The 19,493-nt window shown below is 74.1% G+C and carries 16 protein-coding genes; 4 read left to right on the top strand and 12 right to left on the bottom strand.

Going from position 1 to position 19,493, the window contains the following annotated elements:
* Window positions 1-92: 92 nt before the first annotated feature.
* The 9 genes from cydD to deoC form a co-directional block, all read right to left on the bottom strand.
* Window positions 93-1,769, bottom strand: a complete 1,677-nt coding sequence (cydD, locus tag AB0G13_RS18060) for a thiol reductant ABC exporter subunit CydD (protein ID WP_357875500.1) — start codon at window positions 1,767-1,769, stop codon at window positions 93-95.
* Window positions 1,766-2,773 carry a cytochrome d ubiquinol oxidase subunit II gene (locus tag AB0G13_RS18065; RefSeq protein ID WP_357875502.1) on the bottom strand — a complete coding sequence of 336 codons (1,008 nt, stop codon included), beginning with the start codon at window positions 2,771-2,773 and terminating at the stop codon, window positions 1,766-1,768. The genes cydD and AB0G13_RS18065 overlap by 4 nt, the downstream gene beginning before the upstream one ends.
* Window positions 2,774-2,783: 10 nt before the next feature.
* Window positions 2,784-4,034: a cytochrome ubiquinol oxidase subunit I gene (locus tag AB0G13_RS18070; protein WP_357875504.1), complete on the bottom strand. Its 1,251-nt coding sequence runs from the start codon at window positions 4,032-4,034 to the stop codon at window positions 2,784-2,786.
* A gap of 254 nt (window positions 4,035-4,288) precedes the next feature.
* Entirely contained in the window at window positions 4,289-5,194 is a 906-nt protein-coding gene (locus tag AB0G13_RS18075; RefSeq protein ID WP_357875506.1) for a M56 family metallopeptidase, read from the bottom strand.
* Between the two features lie 10 nt (window positions 5,195-5,204).
* Window positions 5,205-5,669, bottom strand: coding sequence for a BlaI/MecI/CopY family transcriptional regulator (locus AB0G13_RS18080; RefSeq protein ID WP_357875508.1), 465 nt, complete (start codon window positions 5,667-5,669; stop codon window positions 5,205-5,207).
* Window positions 5,670-5,678: 9 nt separating this feature from the next.
* Window positions 5,679-5,801 (bottom strand): hypothetical protein, encoded by a 123-nt coding sequence (locus tag AB0G13_RS18085; protein ID WP_357875510.1) that lies wholly within the window; start codon window positions 5,799-5,801, stop codon window positions 5,679-5,681.
* A 96-nt stretch (window positions 5,802-5,897) separates the two neighbouring features.
* Entirely contained in the window at window positions 5,898-6,722 is an 825-nt protein-coding gene (locus AB0G13_RS18090; protein WP_357875512.1) for an aldehyde dehydrogenase family protein, read from the bottom strand.
* A complete protein-coding gene (locus AB0G13_RS18095) occupies window positions 6,715-8,145 on the bottom strand; it encodes an aldehyde dehydrogenase family protein (protein ID WP_357875514.1) in 1,431 nt (476 codons plus the stop codon). Before AB0G13_RS18095 ends, AB0G13_RS18090 begins: the two co-directional genes overlap by 8 nt.
* Window positions 8,146-8,151: 6 nt before the next feature.
* The gene (gene deoC, locus AB0G13_RS18100; RefSeq protein WP_334605384.1) at window positions 8,152-9,111 is read right to left on the bottom strand and encodes a deoxyribose-phosphate aldolase; all 960 of its coding nucleotides are present in this window, start codon (window positions 9,109-9,111) and stop codon (window positions 8,152-8,154) included.
* Window positions 9,112-9,243: 132 nt separating this feature from the next.
* On the opposite strand from deoC, the gene upp reads away from it, so the two are divergent.
* Window positions 9,244-9,876, top strand: a complete 633-nt coding sequence (upp, locus tag AB0G13_RS18105) for a uracil phosphoribosyltransferase (protein ID WP_089002050.1) — start codon at window positions 9,244-9,246, stop codon at window positions 9,874-9,876.
* Between the two features lie 65 nt (window positions 9,877-9,941).
* The gene (locus AB0G13_RS18110; protein WP_357875517.1) at window positions 9,942-10,619 is read left to right on the top strand and encodes a GPP34 family phosphoprotein; all 678 of its coding nucleotides are present in this window, start codon (window positions 9,942-9,944) and stop codon (window positions 10,617-10,619) included.
* A gap of 165 nt (window positions 10,620-10,784) precedes the next feature.
* Here the strand turns inward: AB0G13_RS18110 and AB0G13_RS18115 are convergent, their stop codons facing one another.
* Both AB0G13_RS18115 and AB0G13_RS18120 read right to left on the bottom strand, forming a co-directional pair.
* Complete coding sequence (locus AB0G13_RS18115; RefSeq protein ID WP_357875519.1) at window positions 10,785-12,509, bottom strand: phospho-sugar mutase; 1,725 nt, start codon at window positions 12,507-12,509, stop codon at window positions 10,785-10,787.
* Between the two features lie 48 nt (window positions 12,510-12,557).
* Window positions 12,558-14,726 carry a protein kinase gene (locus AB0G13_RS18120; RefSeq protein WP_357875521.1) on the bottom strand — a complete coding sequence of 723 codons (2,169 nt, stop codon included), beginning with the start codon at window positions 14,724-14,726 and terminating at the stop codon, window positions 12,558-12,560.
* Between the two features lie 213 nt (window positions 14,727-14,939).
* On the opposite strand from AB0G13_RS18120, the gene AB0G13_RS18125 reads away from it, so the two are divergent.
* The gene (locus tag AB0G13_RS18125; protein WP_357875523.1) at window positions 14,940-16,523 is read left to right on the top strand and encodes a methylmalonyl-CoA mutase family protein; all 1,584 of its coding nucleotides are present in this window, start codon (window positions 14,940-14,942) and stop codon (window positions 16,521-16,523) included.
* A gap of 702 nt (window positions 16,524-17,225) precedes the next feature.
* On the top strand, window positions 17,226-18,485 hold the full coding sequence (locus AB0G13_RS18130) for an amidohydrolase (RefSeq protein ID WP_357875525.1): 1,260 nt from the start codon (window positions 17,226-17,228) through the stop codon (window positions 18,483-18,485).
* On the opposite strand, the gene AB0G13_RS18135 is transcribed toward AB0G13_RS18130, so the two are convergent.
* Entirely contained in the window at window positions 18,442-19,449 is a 1,008-nt protein-coding gene (locus AB0G13_RS18135) for a DUF4349 domain-containing protein (protein WP_357875527.1), read from the bottom strand. The two genes, AB0G13_RS18130 and AB0G13_RS18135, sit on opposite strands and share 44 nt — an antisense overlap.
* Window positions 19,450-19,493: the final 44 nt, after the last annotated feature.

The following is a 19,493-nucleotide window of genomic DNA, read 5'->3' on the forward strand; positions in this document are numbered from 1 at the left end:
CCGGCCGCCGCCGGCCGCCGGCCCGCCGTCGGTGTCGGGCGCGTCAGCGGGGCGGCTACCCGGCCCGGGGCCGGACGACGAAGGCTCGTCGGTCATCGGGTCGCCTCCCCGGCCGCCGTGGGCGTCAGCTCCGTGACCCGGCCGTCCTCGATCCGCAGGATCCGGTCCGCGTCGGCGAGCAGCGCCGGCCGGTGCGCCACCAGCAGGGCCGTCCGCCCGGCCACCAGCCGGCGGGTGGCGTCGAGGACGACCGCCTCGGCGGCGGTGTCCAGTCGGGCGGTCGGCTCGTCGAGCAGCACCACGGGCGCGTCCCGCAGGAACGCGCGGGCCAGCGCGACCCGCTGCCGCTGCCCGCTGGACAGGCCGTGCCCGCGCTCGCCGAGGACGGTGGCGAGCCCGCCGGGCAGCCCGGCGACCACGTCGTCCAGGGCGGCGTCGTGGACCGCCGGGGCGAGCGCGGCGTCCGGGGTGTCGGGGGCGCCGAGCCGGATGTTGTCGGCCAGCGAGGCGGCGAAGAGGTGGGCCCGCTGCGGGACCCAGGCCACCTGGCGGCGCCAGCCGTCGGCGTCGGCGTCGGCCAGGTCCACCCCGCCCACGGTGACCCGGCCGGCGGTCGGGGTGACGAAGCCGAGCAGCAGGCCGAGCAGGGTGCTCTTGCCGGCGCCGCTCGGCCCGATCACGGCGACGCGCTCGCCCGGCCGGACGGTCAGCGTGACGTCGCGCAGGGCGGTGGTCCGCTCGTACCGCACGGTCACCGCCTCGAACCGGATCTCACCGCGGCCGTCGGGGACGGCCGAGCCCTCGCCGTGCGTGGGCGCGGGGGCGGCGGCCGACAGGGTGAGCGCCTTGTCCAGCGCGGTGAGCCCCTCCATGCTGGCGTGGAACCGGGCGCCGGCCGCCCGCAGCGGCAGGTACGCCTCCGGGGTGAGCAGCAGCACCAGCAGCGCGGTCTGGAGGGTCAGCCCGCCGCCGAGCAGCCGCACGCCCACCGGCACGGCGACCAGCGCCACCGAGAGGGTGGCCACCAGCTCCAGCACCAGGGCGGACAGGAACGCGATCCGCAGCGTCTTCATGGTGGCCACCCGGTGGCCGTCGGCCATCCGGCGGACCACCTCGGTCTGCGCCCGGGCCCGGCCGAACGCGCGCAGCGTGGGCAGCCCGGCGACCATGTCGAGGAAGTGCCCGCCGAGCAGGGAGAGCCGCCGCCACTGCCGCTCGGTGGCGGCCTGCGCCTGCCAGCCGAGCAGCGCGCCGAAGATGGGGATCAGCGGCAGGGTGACCGCGATGATCAGCGCCGAGCTCCAGTCGGCGACGAAGATCCGGGCCAGCACGGCGAGCGGCACGGTGACGCTGAGCACCAGCTGCGGCAGGTAGCCGGTGAAGTAGGCGTCCAGCGCGTCCAGCCCGCGCCCGGTGAGCGTGGCGAGCTGCCCGGCGCGCTGGCCGGCGACCCAGCCGGGGCCGTGCCGCCCGACCGCCCCGAGCAGGTCCGCCCGCAGTGCCGCCTTGACCGTCGCCGCGACCCGCGCGGACACCGTGCCCTGCGCCCAGACCAGCAGCGAGCGGGCGGCCACCGCGGCGGCGAAGCCGGCCAGCGCCGGCCGGTCCAGCCCCCCTTCGAACGCGGTCGCCAGCAGCGCGGCCAGCGCGGTGGCCTGCGCGACGACCAGCCCCGCGGCCAGCACGCCGAGCAGCGCGAGCACGGCGAGGTCGCGCCGGGCCCCCGGGACCCGGCGCAGCAGACGCGGGTCGAAGGGACGGCGGTTCACCAGTACACCGGTGCCCTGCCGTCGGTCCGTCCCCGGAACACCCACCAGCACATCGCCTGAAAGCCTAGTAGGGCCGGCAGGAGCGGCAGCGTCAGCCAGCCCAGCAGCCGCAGCGTGGGGGCGCTCGCCGCCGCGTCGGCCACGGTCAGCGACGCCCCCGGGTCGACCGTCGAGACCAGCGCGTAGGGCCAGATGGTCGCGCCGGCCAGCGCCACCGGCAGCGCCAGGGCGGCGCAGGTGGCGGCGAAGGCCAGCCCCGGCCGCCGCCGGGCGAGCGCGACCCGGGCCCCCAGCAGCGCGGCGACCAGCAACGACAGCAGCAGTACGCCCACCACCGGCTGCCGTGCGGCGGCGCGTACGTCGGCGGAGAGCAGGCCCAGGACGGCGGCCGCGCCGACGGTGGTGAGCGCCACCGGGACGAGCCGGGCGGCCAGTCGCCCGACCGGCGCGGCGTCGGCGGCGGGCAGCCGCAGCGTGAGGAAGGTCGCACCGTGCAGCGCGACCAGCGCGACGACGGCGAGCCCGGCGGCGGCCACGAACGGGGTGAAGAGGTGGGTCACCCCGGCGACGTGGCCGTCGGCGTGCAGCGGTACGCCCTGGAGCAGTCCGGCCAGCACGGCCCCCCAGCCGAGCGCGGCGAGCACGCTGCCGACCACCACGACCCGGTCCCACCAGGCGCGGGCGCGCTGCCCGTCGGGGCGGCTGCGCAGCTGCACGCCGGCGGTCACCAGGACGACCCCGGTCAACGCGCCGAGGACCGCCGGGTAGAAGCCGGAGAGCAGTTCGCCCTCCAGCACGGGGAAGGCGCCGAACAGGATGCCGACGGCGGCCACCAGCCAGACCTCGTTGCCGAGGAAGAACGGGCCGACCGCGTTGAGCGCGGCGCGGCGGCGGGCGGGGTCGGTGTGCCGGGCGAGCAGCAGGCCGACGCCGTAGTCGTAGCCGCCCAGCACCAGGTAGACGGCGAAGAAGAGGCCGAGCAGGGCGTACCAGGCGAGTTCCACGGTCGTCTCCTCAGGCGAAGGCGGGCTCGGGGTGGGGGTCGGCCGGAGGCTGGTCCGGTTGCCGACCCAGGGCCGGGTCGTGCGCGCCCCGGGCGGCGTGCCGGGCCAGCAGCACCCAGTTGGTGACGGCGAGGGCGCCGAGTAGCAGGCTGAAGCCGATCAGCGAGGTGAGCATCAGCCAGGGGCTGACCGGCGACACCGCCTTCTCCACGGGCAGCAGCCCGTACGCGGCCCAGGGCTGGCGGCCGACCTCGCGGGCGATCCAGCCGAGGATCATCGCGACGAACGGCAGCGGCAGGGCGAACTGGAGGATCCACAGCGGGACGCGCAGCCGGATCACCCAGTCCCGCCAGAGCAGCGGGAGCATCAGCCAGAGCAGGCCGAGGGTGAAACCGATCAGGATCATGAAACCGAGGCCGACGTTGGCGAGGGCCGGCGGGGTGTAGTCGCCGGGGCCGAACCGGGCGGTCCAGTCGGCGATCAGCGGCGCGGCGGCGGGGTCGTCGCCGAACTTGGTCGGCTGCACGTCCCCGATCGCGAAGAACTGGGCGAAGCCGAAGGCCTGCACGAAGAAGATCGCCACCGCCGAGGTGACCAGCCCGATCCGCAGCCCCTTGCGGTGCAGCGCGAAGTCGGGGGTGCGCCGGACCAGGTGCCAGGCGCTGACCGCCGCCATCAGCATCCCGCCGACGAGCAGCGCCGCCGTGACGACGTGCCCGAGGGCCATGCGGAAGGTGGGGTTGTCCAGCAGCGCGGAGAAGTCGGTGAGGTGGGCGGCCCCGTCGCGCACCTCGTAGCCGACCGGGTTCTGCAGCCAGGAGTTCGCCACCATGATCCAGAACGCCGAGGCGTACGCGGTGATCGCGACGCCCCAGAGCAGGGCGAGGTGGACGCCCCGACGCAGCCGGTGCCAGCCGAAGATCCACATGCCGAGGAACGTCGACTCCAGGAAGAAGGCGACGAGCGTCTCGATGGCCAGCGGCGCCCCGAAGACGTTGCCGACGTAGCGCGACAGCCCGCTCCAGTTCAGCCCGAACTGGAACTCCATCACGATGCCGGTGGCGATGCCGAGCACGTAGTTGATCACGTAGAGCTGGCCCCAGAACCGGGTCAGCCGCTCGTAGACCGGCTTGTTCGTGATCACCCAGGCGGTCTGGAGATAGACCAGCAGGGTCACCAGGCCGAGGGTCACCGCCACGAAGAGGAAGTGGATCGACGTGGTGGTGGCGAACTGCAGGCGGGCGAGGAGCAGGGTGTCCATGGCCGGCTCTCCGTACGGTTGGCTCACTTGTCGTAGCGAGCCTACACGTAGATTGCCTACGCATGACTACTATGGCCCGTCGTAGAGAATGCTACGACGAATCGTAGTAGTTGTGGGGGAGGGGCGACGGGCGGGTCGCGTCGCCGGGCGGGCCTGGTTGCCAGCATGGTCGGACGCGATCCACGCAGCGGTAACTCCCGCGCCGGGGAGAGCGGTCCGGGCGCGGGAACGCGGCCGAGGAGGGGCCGCCCGGGTCAGTTCAGGAAGAGGGAGACCGGCAGGGCGGCCACGTTGGTCGCCACGGCCAGCGCGGCAGCGCCGAGCAGCCGGGGCGGCCGGTCGGCGACCAGGAGTCGCTGCACCCGTACGTCGAGGTCCCGGTCGCCCAGCCCGAGGGTGCCGGCCGGGGTGATCCGGTTGCCGGCCGCGGCGAACCGGCGCAGCGCACCGGCCAGCGGGGCGTCGGCGTGCGCCTCGCGGGCCTTGTCGTCGGCCCGCATCTCGACCAGCAGGGCGACCCGCTCGTGCGCCTCGCGCACCCAGGCGAACCAGGGCAGCGCCCGGCTGAGCGCGGTGAACGGCAGCAGCACCAGGTCGTGCCGCTCCTGGGCGTGCGCCCGCTCGTGGGCGAGCACGGCCGCCAGTTCGGCGCGGTCCAGCAGGTCGAGGGTGCCCGCGCTGACCACCACCCGGGGCTTCATCCCGGGCAGGCAGTACGCCGCCGCGCTCGGGTGGTCGAGCACCAGCGCCCCGGGCACCGTCGGGTCCCGGCGGGCGACCAGGGCGAGCAGGTCCCGGTGCCGACGCTGGGCGCGTACGGTGCCGTGGACGCTGCGGACCGTCGTGGTCAGCAGGACCGCGCCGATGCCGAAGCCCACCCCGACGGCGGCCAGGTGCGGCGCGCCCAGCCCGACGGGCAGGGTGCCGTGGCCGAGGTCGGTGGCGAGGGCGACCAGCGCGCTGCCGGTCGGGCGGTCGTAGGCGGCCAGGCCCAGCGCCATCGGCACGCCCATGGCGGAGAGCCCGAGGGCGAGCCCGACCGCCTGCCAGCAGACGATCGCGACCCGAGGGCTGCGCCACGTCCAGGTGGAGCGGGCCAGCACCTGCGCGGTCAGCCAGCAGGCCAGCATCGACGCGGCGAAGTGCAGGGCGTACGCCACGACCGCCGCCCTACCGGTCCGCTGCCTTGTCGGCCCGGGGCGGGCGGCCGACCCCGTCGACCGTCGGCGCCTCGACCCGGTCGGTCAGCGCGTCCCCGTCGTGCCCGGTCGCTGCGGCCTCGGCCCCGAGGGCGGCGCGCAGCACCTCGGCCTCGGTGCCGGTCACCGAGCGGGCGAAGCGCACCAGCGCGGCGTCCCGGCTGCCGCCGAGGTCGAGGGCGTCGAGCATGAGCTGGGCGATGTACGCCTCGCGGCTGGCGGCGGCCCGGTAACGCCAGGCCCGACCCTCCCGCTGGCGCTGCACCATGCCCTTGCCGGCGAGCCGGTCCAGCACGGTCATCACCGTCGTGTACGCCAGCTCGCGGCCGTCCAGCGCGTCGGCCACCTCGCGCACGGTGATCCCGTCCGACGTGCCCGGGACCGAGTCCCACAAGACGTCCATCACCGCACGTTCGAGATCACCAAGCCGAGTCACGCCGCAATCCTACCCCCGGTAGTAGACCTGCCCCGCCCCGCACACCACCGCAGCCACCCACGGCAGCGCCCCGGAGCTGAGCTCCACCCGAGGCAGCACACCTGAGCTGAGCTTTCCCACGGATCTGTCCACGGACGGTTTTCCGGGGGAGCCCCGCCCGCGCAGGGATCAAGCCTGACCGCCCGGAGCGGGCGGGGCTCCCCCGGAAAACCCCAGGACAGAGAACAGTCACACCCCCTTGGGGTGCCAGACCGTCTTCGTCTCCAGCAGCGTGGTCATCCGGGTGATGCCCGGGTCGGCGGACCAGTCGTGGTCGGCCGGGGCCGGCCGGAGCACCCGCTTGAGGTTCTGCGCCGCCTTGATCTCCAGCTCCGTCGCCAGCTCGGCGTCGGCCACCCCGGTCAGGTCGATGGCGTTGACGTCCATGTGGGCGGCCAGCGCCGGCACGGTCTCGGTGATCCGCCCGGTGAGCAGGTTGACCACGCCGCCGGGCAGGTCGGAGGTGGCGAGCACCTCGGCCAGGGTCACCGCCGCCAGGGGCTGCGTCGGCGAGGTCGCCACCACCACGGTGTTGCCGGTGACGATCGCCGGGGCGATCACGCTGACCAGGCCGAGCAGCGCCGGGGACTCCGGGGCGACCACGGCCACCACGCCGGTCGGCTCGGGCGCCGACAGGTTGAAGTACGGCCCGGCGACCGGGTTGGCGCCGCCGTACACCTGGGGGAGCTTGTCGGACCAGCCGGCGTACCAGACCCAGCGGTCCACGGCCGCGTCGACCTCGTCGCCGGGCACGCCGAGGGCGACGAACTGCTCGCGCCGGCCCTCCAGCATCTCGGCGACCCGGTAGAGGATCTGACCCCGGTTGTACGCCGTCGCCCCGGCCCAGCCCTTCACGGCGGCGCGGGCGGCGACGACGGCGTCCCGCGCGTCCTTGCGGGAGGCCAGGGAGACATTCGCGTCCTGCACGAGATACGACCGTCCCGACTCGCTGCGCGGGAACTTCCCGCCGATGAAGAGCTTGTACGTCTTGCGTACCGCGACCCGCTCAGACATTGAGGTAGCCCTCCAGCCCGTGCCGGCCGCCCTCGCGACCGTAGCCCGACTCCTTGTAGCCGCCGAACGGCGAGGTGGGGTCGAACTTGTTGAACGTGTTGGCCCAGACCACGCCGGCGCGCAGCCGGTCGGCCATCCACAGGATCCGGGAGCCCTTGTCGGTCCAGATCCCGGCCGACAGCCCGTACGGCGTGTTGTTGGCCTTCTCGACGGCCTCGGCCGGGGTGCGGAACGTCAGCACGGACAGCACCGGGCCGAAGATCTCCTCGCGGGCGATCCGGTGCGCCTGGGTGACCCCGGTGAAGATCGTCGGCGCGAACCAGAAGCCGCGCTCCGGCAGCTCGCACGGCGGCGACCAGCGCTCGGCGCCCTCGGCGGACCCGGCGTCGGACAGCTCCCGGATCCGCGCCAGCTGCGCGGCCGAGTTGATCGCGCCGATGTCGGTGTTCTTGTCCAGCGGGTCGCCGACGCGCAGCTGGGCCATCCGCCGCTTCAGCGACTCCAGCACCCGGTCGGCGACGTTCTCCTGGACCAGCAGGCGGGAGCCGGCGCAGCAGACGTGCCCCTGGTTGAAGAAGATCCCGTTGACGATGCCCTCGACCGCCTGGTCGACGGGGGCGTCGTCGAAGACGACGTTGGCCGCCTTGCCGCCCAGCTCCAGGGTGAGCTTCTTGCGGGTGCCGGCCACGGCGCGGGCGATGGCCCGGCCCACCTCGGTCGAACCGGTGAAGGCGACCTTGTCCACGCCCTGGTGCTCGACCAGCGCGCGGCCGGTGTCGCCGGCGCCGGTGACGATGTTGACCACGCCGGCCGGCAGGTCGGCCTGCTGGCAGATCTCGGCGAAGAGCAGCGCGGTCAGCGGGGTCGTCTCGGCCGGCTTCAGCACCACCGTGTTGCCGGCGGCCAGTGCCGGGGCGATCTTCCAGGCCAGCATCAGCAGCGGGAAGTTCCACGGGATGACCTGCGCCGCGACGCCGACCGGCCGCGGGTCCGGCCCGAAGCCGGCGTACGGGAGCTTGTCGGCCCAGCCGGCGTAGTAGAAGAAGTGCGCGGCGACCAGGGGCAGGTCGACGTCGCGGGACTCCCTGATCGGCTTGCCGTTGTCCAGCGACTCCAGCACGGCCAGCTCGCGGGAGCGCTCCTGGATGATCCGGGCGATCCGGAAGAGGTACTTCGCCCGGTCCCGGCCCGCCATCGGGCCCCAGACCTTCTCGTACGCCTGGCGGGCGGCGCGGACGGCGCGGTCCACGTCCTGCGCGCCGGCCTCCGCGACCTCGGCGAGGACCTCCTCGGAGGCCGGGTTGACCGTCTTGAACGTGCCGCCGTCGGCGGGATCGACGAACTCACCATCGACGAAGAGCCCGTAGGAGGCTTTGAGGTCCACCACCGAGCGGGACTCGGGGGCGGGTGCGTATTCGAACATCGGCTCTCAGTCCAGGGTGAAGTAGTCGGGACCGGAGTAGGCGCCGGTCGTCAGCTTGGTGCGCTGCATGAGCAGGTCGTTGAGCAGGCTGGAGGCGCCGAAGCGGAACCAGTCCGGGTCCAGCCAGTCCGCGCCGACGGTCTCGTTGACCATCACCAGGTACTTGATGGCGTCCTTGGTGGTCTTGATGCCGCCGGCCGGCTTCACGCCGACCTGCCGGCCCGTGGCGGCCCGGAAGTCGCGGACCGCCTCCAGCATCACCAGGGTCACCGGCAGCGTGGCTGCGACCGGGACCTTGCCGGTGGAGGTCTTGATGAAGTCGCCGCCGGCCAGCATCGCCAGCCAGGAGGCGCGCCGCACGTTGTCGTACGTGGCCAGCTCGCCGGTCTCCAGGATGACCTTGAGGTGGGCGTCCCCGCAGGCCTCCTTGGTGGCCACGATCTCGTCGTGGACCTCGGAGTAGCGGCCGGCCAGGAAGGCGCCCCGGTTGATCACCATGTCGATCTCGTCGGCGCCGGCCGCCACGGCGGCCCGGGTGTCGGCGAGCTTGACCTCCAGCGGCGCCTGGCCCGACGGGAAGGCGGTCGCCACGCTGGCCAGGTGGACGCCCGAGCCGCGCAGCACCTCGGCCACGTGCGGGACCATCGAGGGGTAGACGCAGACCGCGCCGACGTGCGGGCAGGACGGGTCGGCCGGGTCGGGGCGCAGCGCCTTGGCCGCGAGGGCCCGCACCTTGCCCGGGGTGTCCGCCCCCTCCAGCGTGGTCAGGTCGACCATTCGGATCGCCAGGTCGATGGCCTGGGCCTTGGCGGTGGTCTTGATGGAGCGGGTGCCGAGCTGTGCCGCCCGCTGCTCCGCGCCGACCTGGTCCACGCCCGGCAGGCCGTGCAGGAAGGTCCGCAGAGCGGTCTCGGATCGTCCCAACTCGGAGAGCTCCGACCGGGCCGACGTCGCTGTCGCCGTCATGCCCCGAAGTCTACGCATCCGACCGGACAGTGATCTTGGTCACGGCCCTGTCGGCGCTGCGGTGGTGAGCGGGGTCGCTGCTCCGGCCGCACCCGCAGTGCCCGGACGGCTGGACCGGTAGGTTGAGCGATCGTGGACGTACACGTCATTGACCATCCGCTCGCCCAGTCGCGGCTGACCGCCATGCGGGACGCGCGCACCGACTCCTCCTCGTTCCGGGCGGCGCTGCACGAACTCACCACCATGCTGGTGTACGAGGCCGCGCGCTCCTTCCCCGTCGAGAAGTACCCGGTGCAGACGCCCGTCACCGGCACCGAGGGCACCCGGCTGGCCAACCCGCCGCTGCTCGTGCCGGTGCTGCGGGCCGGCCTGGGCATGGCCGACGCCGCGCTCGGCCTGCTGCCGGAGTCCTCGATGGGCTTCGTCGGCCTGGCCAGGGACGAGGAGACGTACGAGCCGCGCGCCTACATGGAGTCGCTGCCGCGGGACCTGAGCGGCCTGCCGGTGCTGGTGCTCGACCCGATGCTCGCCACCGGCGGCTCGCTGGAGCACTGCTGCCGGCTGCTGGCCGACCGCGGTTGCACCGACATCACCGTGCTCTGCGTGCTCGCCGCGCCCGTCGGCATCGAGCGGCTGGAGCGCTCCGGCCTGCCGCTGCGCCTGGTCACCGCCTCGATCGACGAGGGGCTCAACGACCGGATGTTCATCGTGCCGGGGCTCGGTGACGCCGGCGACCGCCAGTTCGGTGGGATGCCCCGCTTCTGAGGTCTGCCGCGCGGCTGCGCGCGAGTCCGTGCGCGAGATGCGCGCAGCCGCTACCGTTCCGGGCCATGACTGGTGTTGCGCTCGCCGAAGAGCTGCTTCTCCTCGCGTACGACGACGAGACCGGCAAGGCGACCATGCCGCGGATCAGCCTCGACCTGGGGATGGCCGCCGCGGTGCTGATCGAACTGGCCCTGGCCGGGCGGATCGTGTACTCCGAGGGGTCCCTGGCGGTGGTCGACCCGACGCCCACCGGCGAGCCGCTCGTCGACGGGGTCCTCGCCCGCATGGCCGCCGACACGCCGCACAGCCCCTCGTCCTGGGTGCAGCGGCTGCGCCACGGCCTGCGCGACAGGATCCTCGGCGACCTGTGCGCCCAGGGCGTGGTGCGCGACGTCGACGAGACCGAGCTGGGCTTCATCCACGTGCACCGCTACCCGACGGTGGACCCCGCCGTCGAGGCGGACGCCCGGCGCCGGCTCGCCGAGGCGCTCGCCAGCGGTGAACTGCCCGACGAGCGGACGGCGGCCCTGGCGACCCTGGTCGCGGTCCTGCGGATGGAGCCGGCGCTCGGCCTGACCGGTGACGCGGCCCGGGCGGCCCGGCAGCGGCTGGAGGAGATCGCCGGTGGCGCCGGCTTCTCCGGCACCGTCAGCCTGGACGACTCGGTGGTCCGCCCCTCGGTCGGCCTCGTCGTGGCGGCCCTGGGCCACGCCGTCGACGCCGCCCTGGGCCCCCGCCGCTGACCCACCCCCGCACTCCCGCCCCCGCCCCCGCCCCCGCCTCCGCCCCCCGCCCTGGCCGCCGCCACCCCGTCGATCATGGAGTTGGCGGGCCGGGAAGCGCTTTCCGGTGCCGCTAACCTCATGATCGACGGGGCGGGGGCGGGGGCGGGGGCGGGGCTGGGGGGGTCAGAGGCCCAGGGCCGTGGCCATCTCGGCGCGGAGGGCGGCGACCGCGTGGGTGGCGCGGGCGCGGGCCGCGGCGACGTCGCCGTCCGGCACCGGCTCCACCACCTCCAGGTACGCCTTGAGCTTCGGCTCGGTGCCCGAGGGGCGGATCACCACCCGGGCCGCGCCGGTGCGCAGGATCACCACGTCCGCCTCGGGGAGCAGGTCCTGCGCCTCGGTGACCGGCTGCCCGAGCAGCGCCGTCGGGGTGGCGGCCCGGATCCGGGCCATCGCGGCGGCGATCTCCCGCAGGTCGTCCACGCGCACCGAGAGCTGGTCGGTGTGGTGCACGCCGAACTCGGCGGCCAGCTCGTCCAGCCGGTCGGTCAGGGTGCGTCCCCGCGCCTTGAGCCCGGCGGCAAGCTCGGCCACGGTCAGCGCGGCGGTGATGCCGTCCTTGTCGCGTACGTGCTCCGGGGCGACGCAGTAGCCGAGCGCCTCCTCGTAGCCGAAGACCAGCGGCTCGGCCCCGCCGCCGGCCCGTACGATCCACTTGAACCCGGTCAGCGTCTCGTCGTAGGGCAGTCCCCGGGCGGCGCACATCGCCCGCAGCAGGGACGACGACACGATCGTGGTGGCGTACAGGCCGGTCACGCCGCGCCGCATGAGGTGGTCGGCCAGCAGCACACCCACCTCGTCGCCGCGCAGCATCCGCCAGCCGGGCGGGCTCCCGTCCGGCTGGGCCGGACCGGCGACCTCGCCGCCCGCGCTCGCCGCCGGACCCGTGTCCCGGACGGCCACCGCGCAGCGGTCCGCGTCCGGGTCGTTGGCGATGGCGATGTCCGCGCCGGTCGCCTCGGCCAGCGCGACCAGCCGGTCCACCGCCCCCGGCTCCTCCGGGTTGGGGAAGGAGACGGTCGGGAACGCCGGATCCGGCTCGGCCTGCTCGGGCACCACGCCGGGCACGGGAAAGCCCGCCCGGGCGAACGCCGCGGTGAGCACCGCCGCACCCACCCCGTGCAGCGGCGTGTACGCCACCGCCAGGTCGCGCGACCCGTCCTGGTCGATGACGGCGGTGGCCCGCTCCACGTAGGAGACCACCAGGTCGTCGCCGAGCACCTGCCCGGCCGGCCCGAGCGGCACCCCGGCCAGCGGCCCGACCGACCGGATCGCGGCCTCGATGCCGGCGTCCGCCGGCGGCACGATCTGGGCGCCCGCACCGAGCGTGCCGCCCAGCTCCGCGCCGAGGTAGACCTTGTAGCCGTTGTCCTGCGGCGGGTTGTGGCTCGCGGTGACCATCACCCCGGCGACCGCCCCGAGGTGGCGCACCGCGTACGCGAGCACGGGGGTGGGCAGCGGGCGGGGCAGCAGCAACGCCGGGCGTCCCGCGCCGGTGGCGACCTGGGCGGTCCGCTCGGCGAACTCGCGGGAACCGTGCCGGGCGTCGTACCCGATCACCAGCGGGCCGGAGCCGCCCTGGGCGGCGAGCCAGGCGACCAGCCCGGCGGCGGCCTGGGTGACCACGGCGAGGTTCATCCCGTTCGGGCCGGCGCGCAGCGGGCCGCGCAGCCCGGCGGTGCCGAAGGTCAGCGGGCCGGCGAACCGGTCGGCCAGCTCCGGGGCGCTCGCCGGCAGGCGGTCGAGCACCGCCCGCAGCTCCTCCCGGCTGGCCGGGTCGGGATCGTCGTCGAGCCAGCGCCGTGCTTGCTCGCGAATGTCGTCGATGTCAGTGGTTTCCGCCGGCATGTCTCTTGATAGCACGCCAGCGGATCACCACCGCGCCTCCCCCGGGGCTCAGCCGGCCTCGGTGAGCTGGAACGACTTCACCATCTCGTCGAAGATCGGCTTGCTGTCGGCGAACTTCGCGTCGGTCGAGGTGAGGTAGAACGAGTAGACCCGGCCGTCGTGCACCACCCCGCGCCAGAGGCCGTGCCGCATGCTGTCGCCCTCCCCGCAGGTGTATTCGAGCTGGGCGGCCGGCTTGCCGGCCAGTTCCTGCTCCGTCATGGAAAGCCGGTTGTACGGCTTCGTGCACGAGCTCTTGGGGCCCTTCAGGACACCCTCGGCCACCTCGGCCCAGCGCATCGAGCCGCCGCCGAACTTCTCGTTGAGGATTCGGACCTTCCGCCCATCGTCCCCGGGATCGACGTAGTCGATGTACAGGCCGCCGGTCACCCGTTCCCAACCCTTCGGCACCATGACCGACACACCCCGGGCGGAATGCTCCGCCATCTCGGGTACGCCGGCGGCCGGGGCCTGCGAGGTCGGGGCGGCCTGCGGGACGGTCGGCGCCTCGTCGTCGCCGCCGCTGAACAGGACGACCGCCCCGATCAGCAGCAGCACGGCCAGGCCGCCGGCGGCGGCGAGCTGCATCTTGCGCGGCCAGCCCTTGACCGTGCCGACGACCTGGTTGCCGACGGCGCCCACCCGACCGGCGAAGCCGCCGCCGGAGCCGGCCGCGCCCGGCGCGGTGGCCGGCGTCGCCCACGCCTGCCCGGTGCCCGGCACGGACCACTGGCCGCCGCCGTAGGTCCCGCCCAGCTGCTGGGTCGCCTCCGGCGGCGGTGCGCCGAAGACGGGGGTTCCGGCGCTCATCCGCTGGGTGGCCTCCGACGGGGCGCCGAAGGCGGGGATGCCGGTCCCCACCCGCTGGGTCGCCTCCGTCGGACCGCTGAAACCGACCAGGCCGGCGGCGTTGGTCCGCAACTGCTGGGTGGCGTCCGACCCGCCGGGCGTCACCCGCTGGGTCGTCTCGGCGCCACCGTAGGTGCGGCCGGCGGGCGCGGGCCCGCTCGGCACCGGCATCGCTCCGGTGGGGGTGTGCAGCGGCCCGGCCAGGGCGTCGGCGCTGGTGTCCTCCATCGCGGCGGGGCTGGCGGGGAGGGCGGCCTGCGCGGGCCGCTCGCCCCGGCGCAGCGCCGCCAGCCGGTCGGTGAGCGACTCGCCGGGGTTGAGCATCGCCCGCCCGCCGATCTGTCCGCTCGGCTTCGGCTGCTCCGCCGGGGTGGCCGGCGGGGCCGGCACCGCCCGGGGGACCGGGACCACCGAGTAGGGATCGGTCATCGAGTTCACCGCGGCGGCGTTGCTGGTCAGCGGGCCGGCGAGCAGTTCGCGCAGCATGGCCCGGGCGGTGTGCACGTCGAGGCGGCGGGCCGGGTCCTTCTCCAGCAGGCCCATCAGCACCGGGGCCAGCGGCCCGCTGCGCTGCGGCGGGGCGGGCGGGTCCTCGACCACGGCGTGCATGGTCTCGATCGGGTCGCCCTTGTCGAACGGGGGCCGCCCCTCCACCGCCGTGTAGAGCGTGACGCCCAGCGAGAAGAGGTCGCTCGGCGGGCCGAACTCCTGGCCCATCGCCCGCTCGGGGGAGATGAAGTGCGGCGAGCCGAGCACCATCCCGGGGGTGGTGAGCTGCACGTCGGTGGGCATCCGCGCCACGCCGAAGTCGGTCAGCACGCAACGCCCGTCGGCGCAGATGAGCACGTTGGCCGGCTTGACGTCGCGGTGCAGCACGCCGATCGCGTGCGCCACCTCCAGCGCGCCGAGCAGCGCGATGCCGATCTTGGCGACCACCCGCTGCGCGACCGGCCCGTCCTCGATCACCATGTCGGCGAGGCTGCGGGCGTCGAGCAGCTCCATCACGATCCACGGCCGGCCGCCCTCGGTGACCACGTCGTAGACCTGGACCACGGCCGGGTGCTGGATCGCCGCCGCGGCGCGGGCCTCGCGCAGGGTGCGCTCGTACATGGCGTCGCGGTCGCTCGGGGCCAGCCCCGGGGGCAGGACGACCTCCTTGACGGCCACGTCCCGCCGCAGGAGTGTGTCCGTGGCACGCCACACCGTGCCCATGCCGCCGTTGCCCACCGCCGAACGCAGCGAGTAACGGTCACCGATGGTCGTGCCGGGGGTCGCGCGTCCGTTGGGGGGACTGACTGGTCCGCCGCTCCACGTCGGGATCTGAGTCACAGAAAAGCCACCGGGGGAATTCGAGGGGGGCTGGGACACAACCCCCCTATCTTGCTGGTTCCGACGCCCGATGCGAAACCCGACGCGACGGACGTTTACCCAACTGGACCGTACGTATCCGAACGTTCACCTATCGTCGATGCCCGTCGACCCGTCGGTCGGTGTGTGGTATCCCTCACCCGCCGACGCCGCCGCGCGTCCTACCATCCGCTAATGAGCGAACCGCGGTCAAGCGAGTCCGGTTTCCCGATCAAGGGCGTCTACACGGCGGCGGACCTTCCGGAGGAACTGGACTCCCGGCTCGGCGGCCCAGGCGAGTTCCCGTACGCGCGCGGGGTGTACCCCACCATGTACACCTCCCGCCCCTGGACCATGCGCCAGTACGCCGGCTTCGGCACCGCCACCGAGTCCAACGCGCGGTACCACCAGTTGTTGCGGGCCGGCACGATGGGTCTCTCCGTCGCCTTCGACCTGCCGACGCAGATGGGCTACGACTCCGACGACCCGATCGCGCACGGCGAGGTGGGCAAGGTCGGAGTGGCCATCGACTCGATCGACGACATGCGGCTGCTCTTCGACGGCATCCCGCTGGACAAGGTCTCCACCTCGATGACCATCAACGCGCCCGGCTCGGTGCTGCTCCTGCTCTACCAGCTCGTGGCCGAGGAGAACGGCGTCCCCGGCTCGGCCCTGAACGGCACGATCCAGAACGACATCCTCAAGGAGTACATCGCCCGCGGGACGTACATCTTCCCGCCGAAGCCCTCGCTGCGGCTGGTGGCCGACACCTTCGGCTACTGCCGCAAGGAGGTGCCGAAGTGGAACACCATCTCCATCTCCGGCTACCACATGGCCGAGGCCGGCGCGTCGCCCGCGCAGGAGATCGCGTTCACCCTGGCCAACGGCGTCGAGTACGTCCGGGCCGCGCTGGAGGCCGGGCTGGCCGTGGACGACTTCGCGCCCCGGCTGTCGTTCTTCTTCGTCGCCCGCACGACCCTGCTGGAGGAGGTGGCGAAGTTCCGGGCCGCCCGCCGGATCTGGGCCCGGCTGATGCGCGACGACTTCGGCGCCAGGAATCCGAAGTCGATGATGCTGCGCTTCCACACCCAGACCGCGGGCGTGCAGCTCACCGCCCAGCAGCCCGAGGTCAACCTGGTCCGGGTGGCGGTGCAGGGCCTCGCCGCGGTGCTCGGCGGCACCCAGTCGCTGCACACCAACAGCTTCGACGAGGCGATCGCGCTGCCCACCGAGAAGGCGGCCCGACTGGCGCTGCGTACCCAGCAGGTGCTGGCGTACGAGACGGACCTGACCGCCACCGTCGACCCGTTCGCCGGCTCGTACGTGGTGGAGGCGATGACCGCCGAGATCGAGGCGGCGGCGACCGAGCTGATGGAGCGGGTGGCCGACCACGGCTCGGCGGTCGACGCCATCGAGGCCGGCTTCCAGAAGCGGGAGATCGAGCAGTCCGCGTACCGGATCGCGCAGGAGATCGACTCCGGCGATCGGGTGGTGGTGGGCCTCAACCGGTTCACCATCGACGAGGAGGAGCCGTACGAGCCGCTGCGGGTCGACCCGACGATCGAGGCGGCGCAGGCGGAGCGGCTGGCCCGGCTGCGCGCCGAGCGGGACGGCGGGGCGGTCGAGCGGGGGCTGGCCGAGCTGCGCGCCGCCGCGGAGGGCACCGGGAACGTGCTCTACCCGATGAAGGAGGCGCTGCGGGCCCGCGCCACCGTGGGCGAGGTCTGCGGCACCCTGCGCCAGGTGTGGGGGCTCTACCGGCCGACCGACCGGTTCTGATCACCCGACCGACGGCCGTCCGCTCTCCCGCCGCGCCGGGGCGGGCGGCCGTCGGCGTCGGCCCGGCGGCTCGTCACCGCCGCGCCGTAACCGGCCGGTCCACCTGCGGGTAACGCCCGGCCCACGGGGCGTTTGCGCTGGTCGCGGGCGTCTGGGCGGAGCGCTACAGTCGGAGGAGGCTCCGCCGCCGATCGGCGGCGCAGACGCGCGGAGCGGGCCCCGGCGACGCCGCCGGAAGGGCTCGGCGGCGCGGCGCGGCGCGTGGTGGTCCACCGGCCACGGCGTGTGCCGGACGGGTTCGGGGGTATCCCGACCGGGTGGACGCGGACGCACACGGTGTGCGGTTGGTCCGGGACGGAGCGTGTCACCGTCTCGGGTGCCCTCAGTCGGGCGCGGTCGGGTAATTGTCGGAGTGTCAGTTCACCTGACCGACTAATGCGACAATTCGGAACGACGGCTTCGAGATCGACATCGATTTCGCGACCGCCGTTCCGGTTACGCGTTGTAGGAGGTGTGGGGCAGATGACGACGTTCGACCGGGATCTACCTGCTGTCCCGCAGATCTACGAGCGCTCCGAGCAGGGCATACGTGACGCTGTGCGGTCCGATCACTACGGGAACGAGGTTGCGCAGCGTCACCGGGGGTCTAGGCTGTCTGCGGTTCCTGATGATCCATCCATCTCTAGCGAACGAGAATTCGACGTGACGAGTGCGTTGACGCTACCCACCGGCAACCAGCTGGCGTCGTCCTGGCCGGAGGCGCCGTCCGGGTCCCAGCCCCTGCCGTTCGAGCTGGACCACCTGCTCGCCCTCCGGGTGCCCGGGCTGATCGCCACCCGTCGCCACCTCCACTCGCACCCGGAGCTCTCCGGCGAGGAGTTCGAGACGGCCGCCCTGATCGCCCGGGAGCTCACCCTGGCCGGGCTGAGGCCGCGGCTGCTGCCGAAGGGCAACGGGGTGATCTGCGACATCGACGGCCGCCCCGACGGCCCGGTGGTCGCGCTGCGCGCCGACATCGACGCCCTGCCGCTGACCGACTCGAAGGACGTGCCGTACCGCTCCACGGTGGACGGCGTCTGCCACGCCTGCGGTCACGACGTGCACACCACCGTCATGCTCGGCGTCGGCATGCTGCTGGCCCAGCTCGCCGACCTCGGCGAGCTGCCCGGCCGGGTCCGGCTGATCTTCCAGCCCGCCGAGGAGATCCTGCCCTGCGGCTCGCTGGAGGTCATCGAGGCCGGCGGCCTGGACGACGTGGTGCAGATCTTCGCGCTGCACTGCGACCCCAACCTGCCGGTCGGGCAGATCGGCCTGCGGGTCGGCCCGATCACCGCCGCCGCCGACAACGTCACCGTCCGGCTCACCGGCCCCGGCGGGCACACCGCCCGCCCGCACCTGACCGTCGACCTGGTCGACGCGCTGGGCCGCCTGATCACCGAGGTGCCGGCCCTGGTCAGCCGCCGGGTGCCGGCCAACAGCGGGCTGCTGCTGGTGTTCGGCCACGCCTCGGCCGGCACCCGTTACAACGTCATCCCCTCCGAGGCGTGCGCCTCCGGCACCCTGCGGGTGATGGACCGCGACACCTGGGAACTGGCCCCCAAGATCGTGGGTCAGGTGGTCCGGGACGTGGTCGCCCCGACCGGGGCCACGGTCGACCTGGAATACCTGCGGGGCCGCCCGCCGGTGTGCAACGACTCCCGGGCCATCCAGGTGCTGACCGCCGCCACCACCGCCACGCTCGGGCCGGAGGGCGTCGCCGAGACCCCGCAGAGCATGGGCGGCGAGGACTTCTCCTGGTACCTGGAGTACGTCCCCGGCGCGCTCGCCCGGCTGGGCGTCGGCCGCTCCGGCCCGAACGTGGACCTGCACCGGGCCTCGTTCGACGCGGACGAACGGGCCATCCCGGTCGGCGTACGGCTCATGGTTCAGACCGCGCTGCGGGCACTGGCGGCCGCGCGGTAGCCGGCAGCGGCGCCGGAGCCGGCAGCGGCGCGGCCGGTCCCGCCGGCGTCGTCACCGGCGGGGCCGTGCGCCGCCGCCGGCGCAGGACCAGCAGCAGCACCGCCAGCGGTACGCCGACGGCCAGCAGCCACGGCAGCACCGCACCCAGCACCGTCAGCAGGACGGTCATGGAGGTCAGGAAGACCTTCCAGCCACCCTCGAGCCCCACCAGGAAGCCGACCTCGGTCTCCTCGTCGGCGGTGCTCGCGTCCGGGCCGACCAGCGACACGGTGACCGTCGACAGGCTGGTCAGGTCCGCCAGCCGCTCCTTCTTCGCCTCCAGTGAGGCGAGGTCCGCCTCGCGGCGGGACAGCTCGTTCTCCAGCGACACCAGGTCGCTGATCGAGGTGGCCCGGGCCAGCAGCCGGCGGGCGCTCTCCACGCGGGCGCGCTGGGTGGTAATCCGCGCGTCCAGGTCGACCACCTGCTCGGTGACGTCCTTGGTGTGGATCTCCCGCCGCTGCTGGCGACCCAGCTTCGCCAGCTCCTCGACGACGCCGTAGAACTTCGCCGCCGGCACCCGGAACTCCAGTTCGGCCCGCGCGTCCGCGTCGACGCTGCGCCGCTGGTCGCCGCCGACGAAGCCGCCGGCCGCCGTGACCGTGGCGATCGCGCTGCGCGCCGCGGCGTCCACATCGTCCACCTGCACGCGCATCGTGCCGGTGTAGATGATGGAGCGCTGGTCGACCCGCAGGTCCGGTGCGCCGCCGCCGCTGCCGTCCTCGGCCTTGCCGCCGCCCGGCTCCGCCGCGCCGCCCGCCTGGTCCGCCGCGCCGCCGGCCCGGTCCTTCTCCGCCGTCGCGGCCTGCGGCGCGCTGCCGGCGTCGTCGCTCGCGTCGCTGCCGCAGCCCGCCAGCGCGAGCAGCGCCACCAGCGCGGCTGCCGTCAGCCGTACGCCCCGACGTCGCCGTTCCCGTCCGTCCATCCCGCCTCCATCGTCCTCGCCCCCGTGCGGGGCGATACCTCAGA

The sequence above is a fragment of the Micromonospora sp. NPDC023633 genome (assembly GCF_040640035.1).
In the GTDB taxonomy this organism is placed as follows: Bacteria; Actinomycetota; Actinomycetes; order Mycobacteriales; family Micromonosporaceae; genus Micromonospora.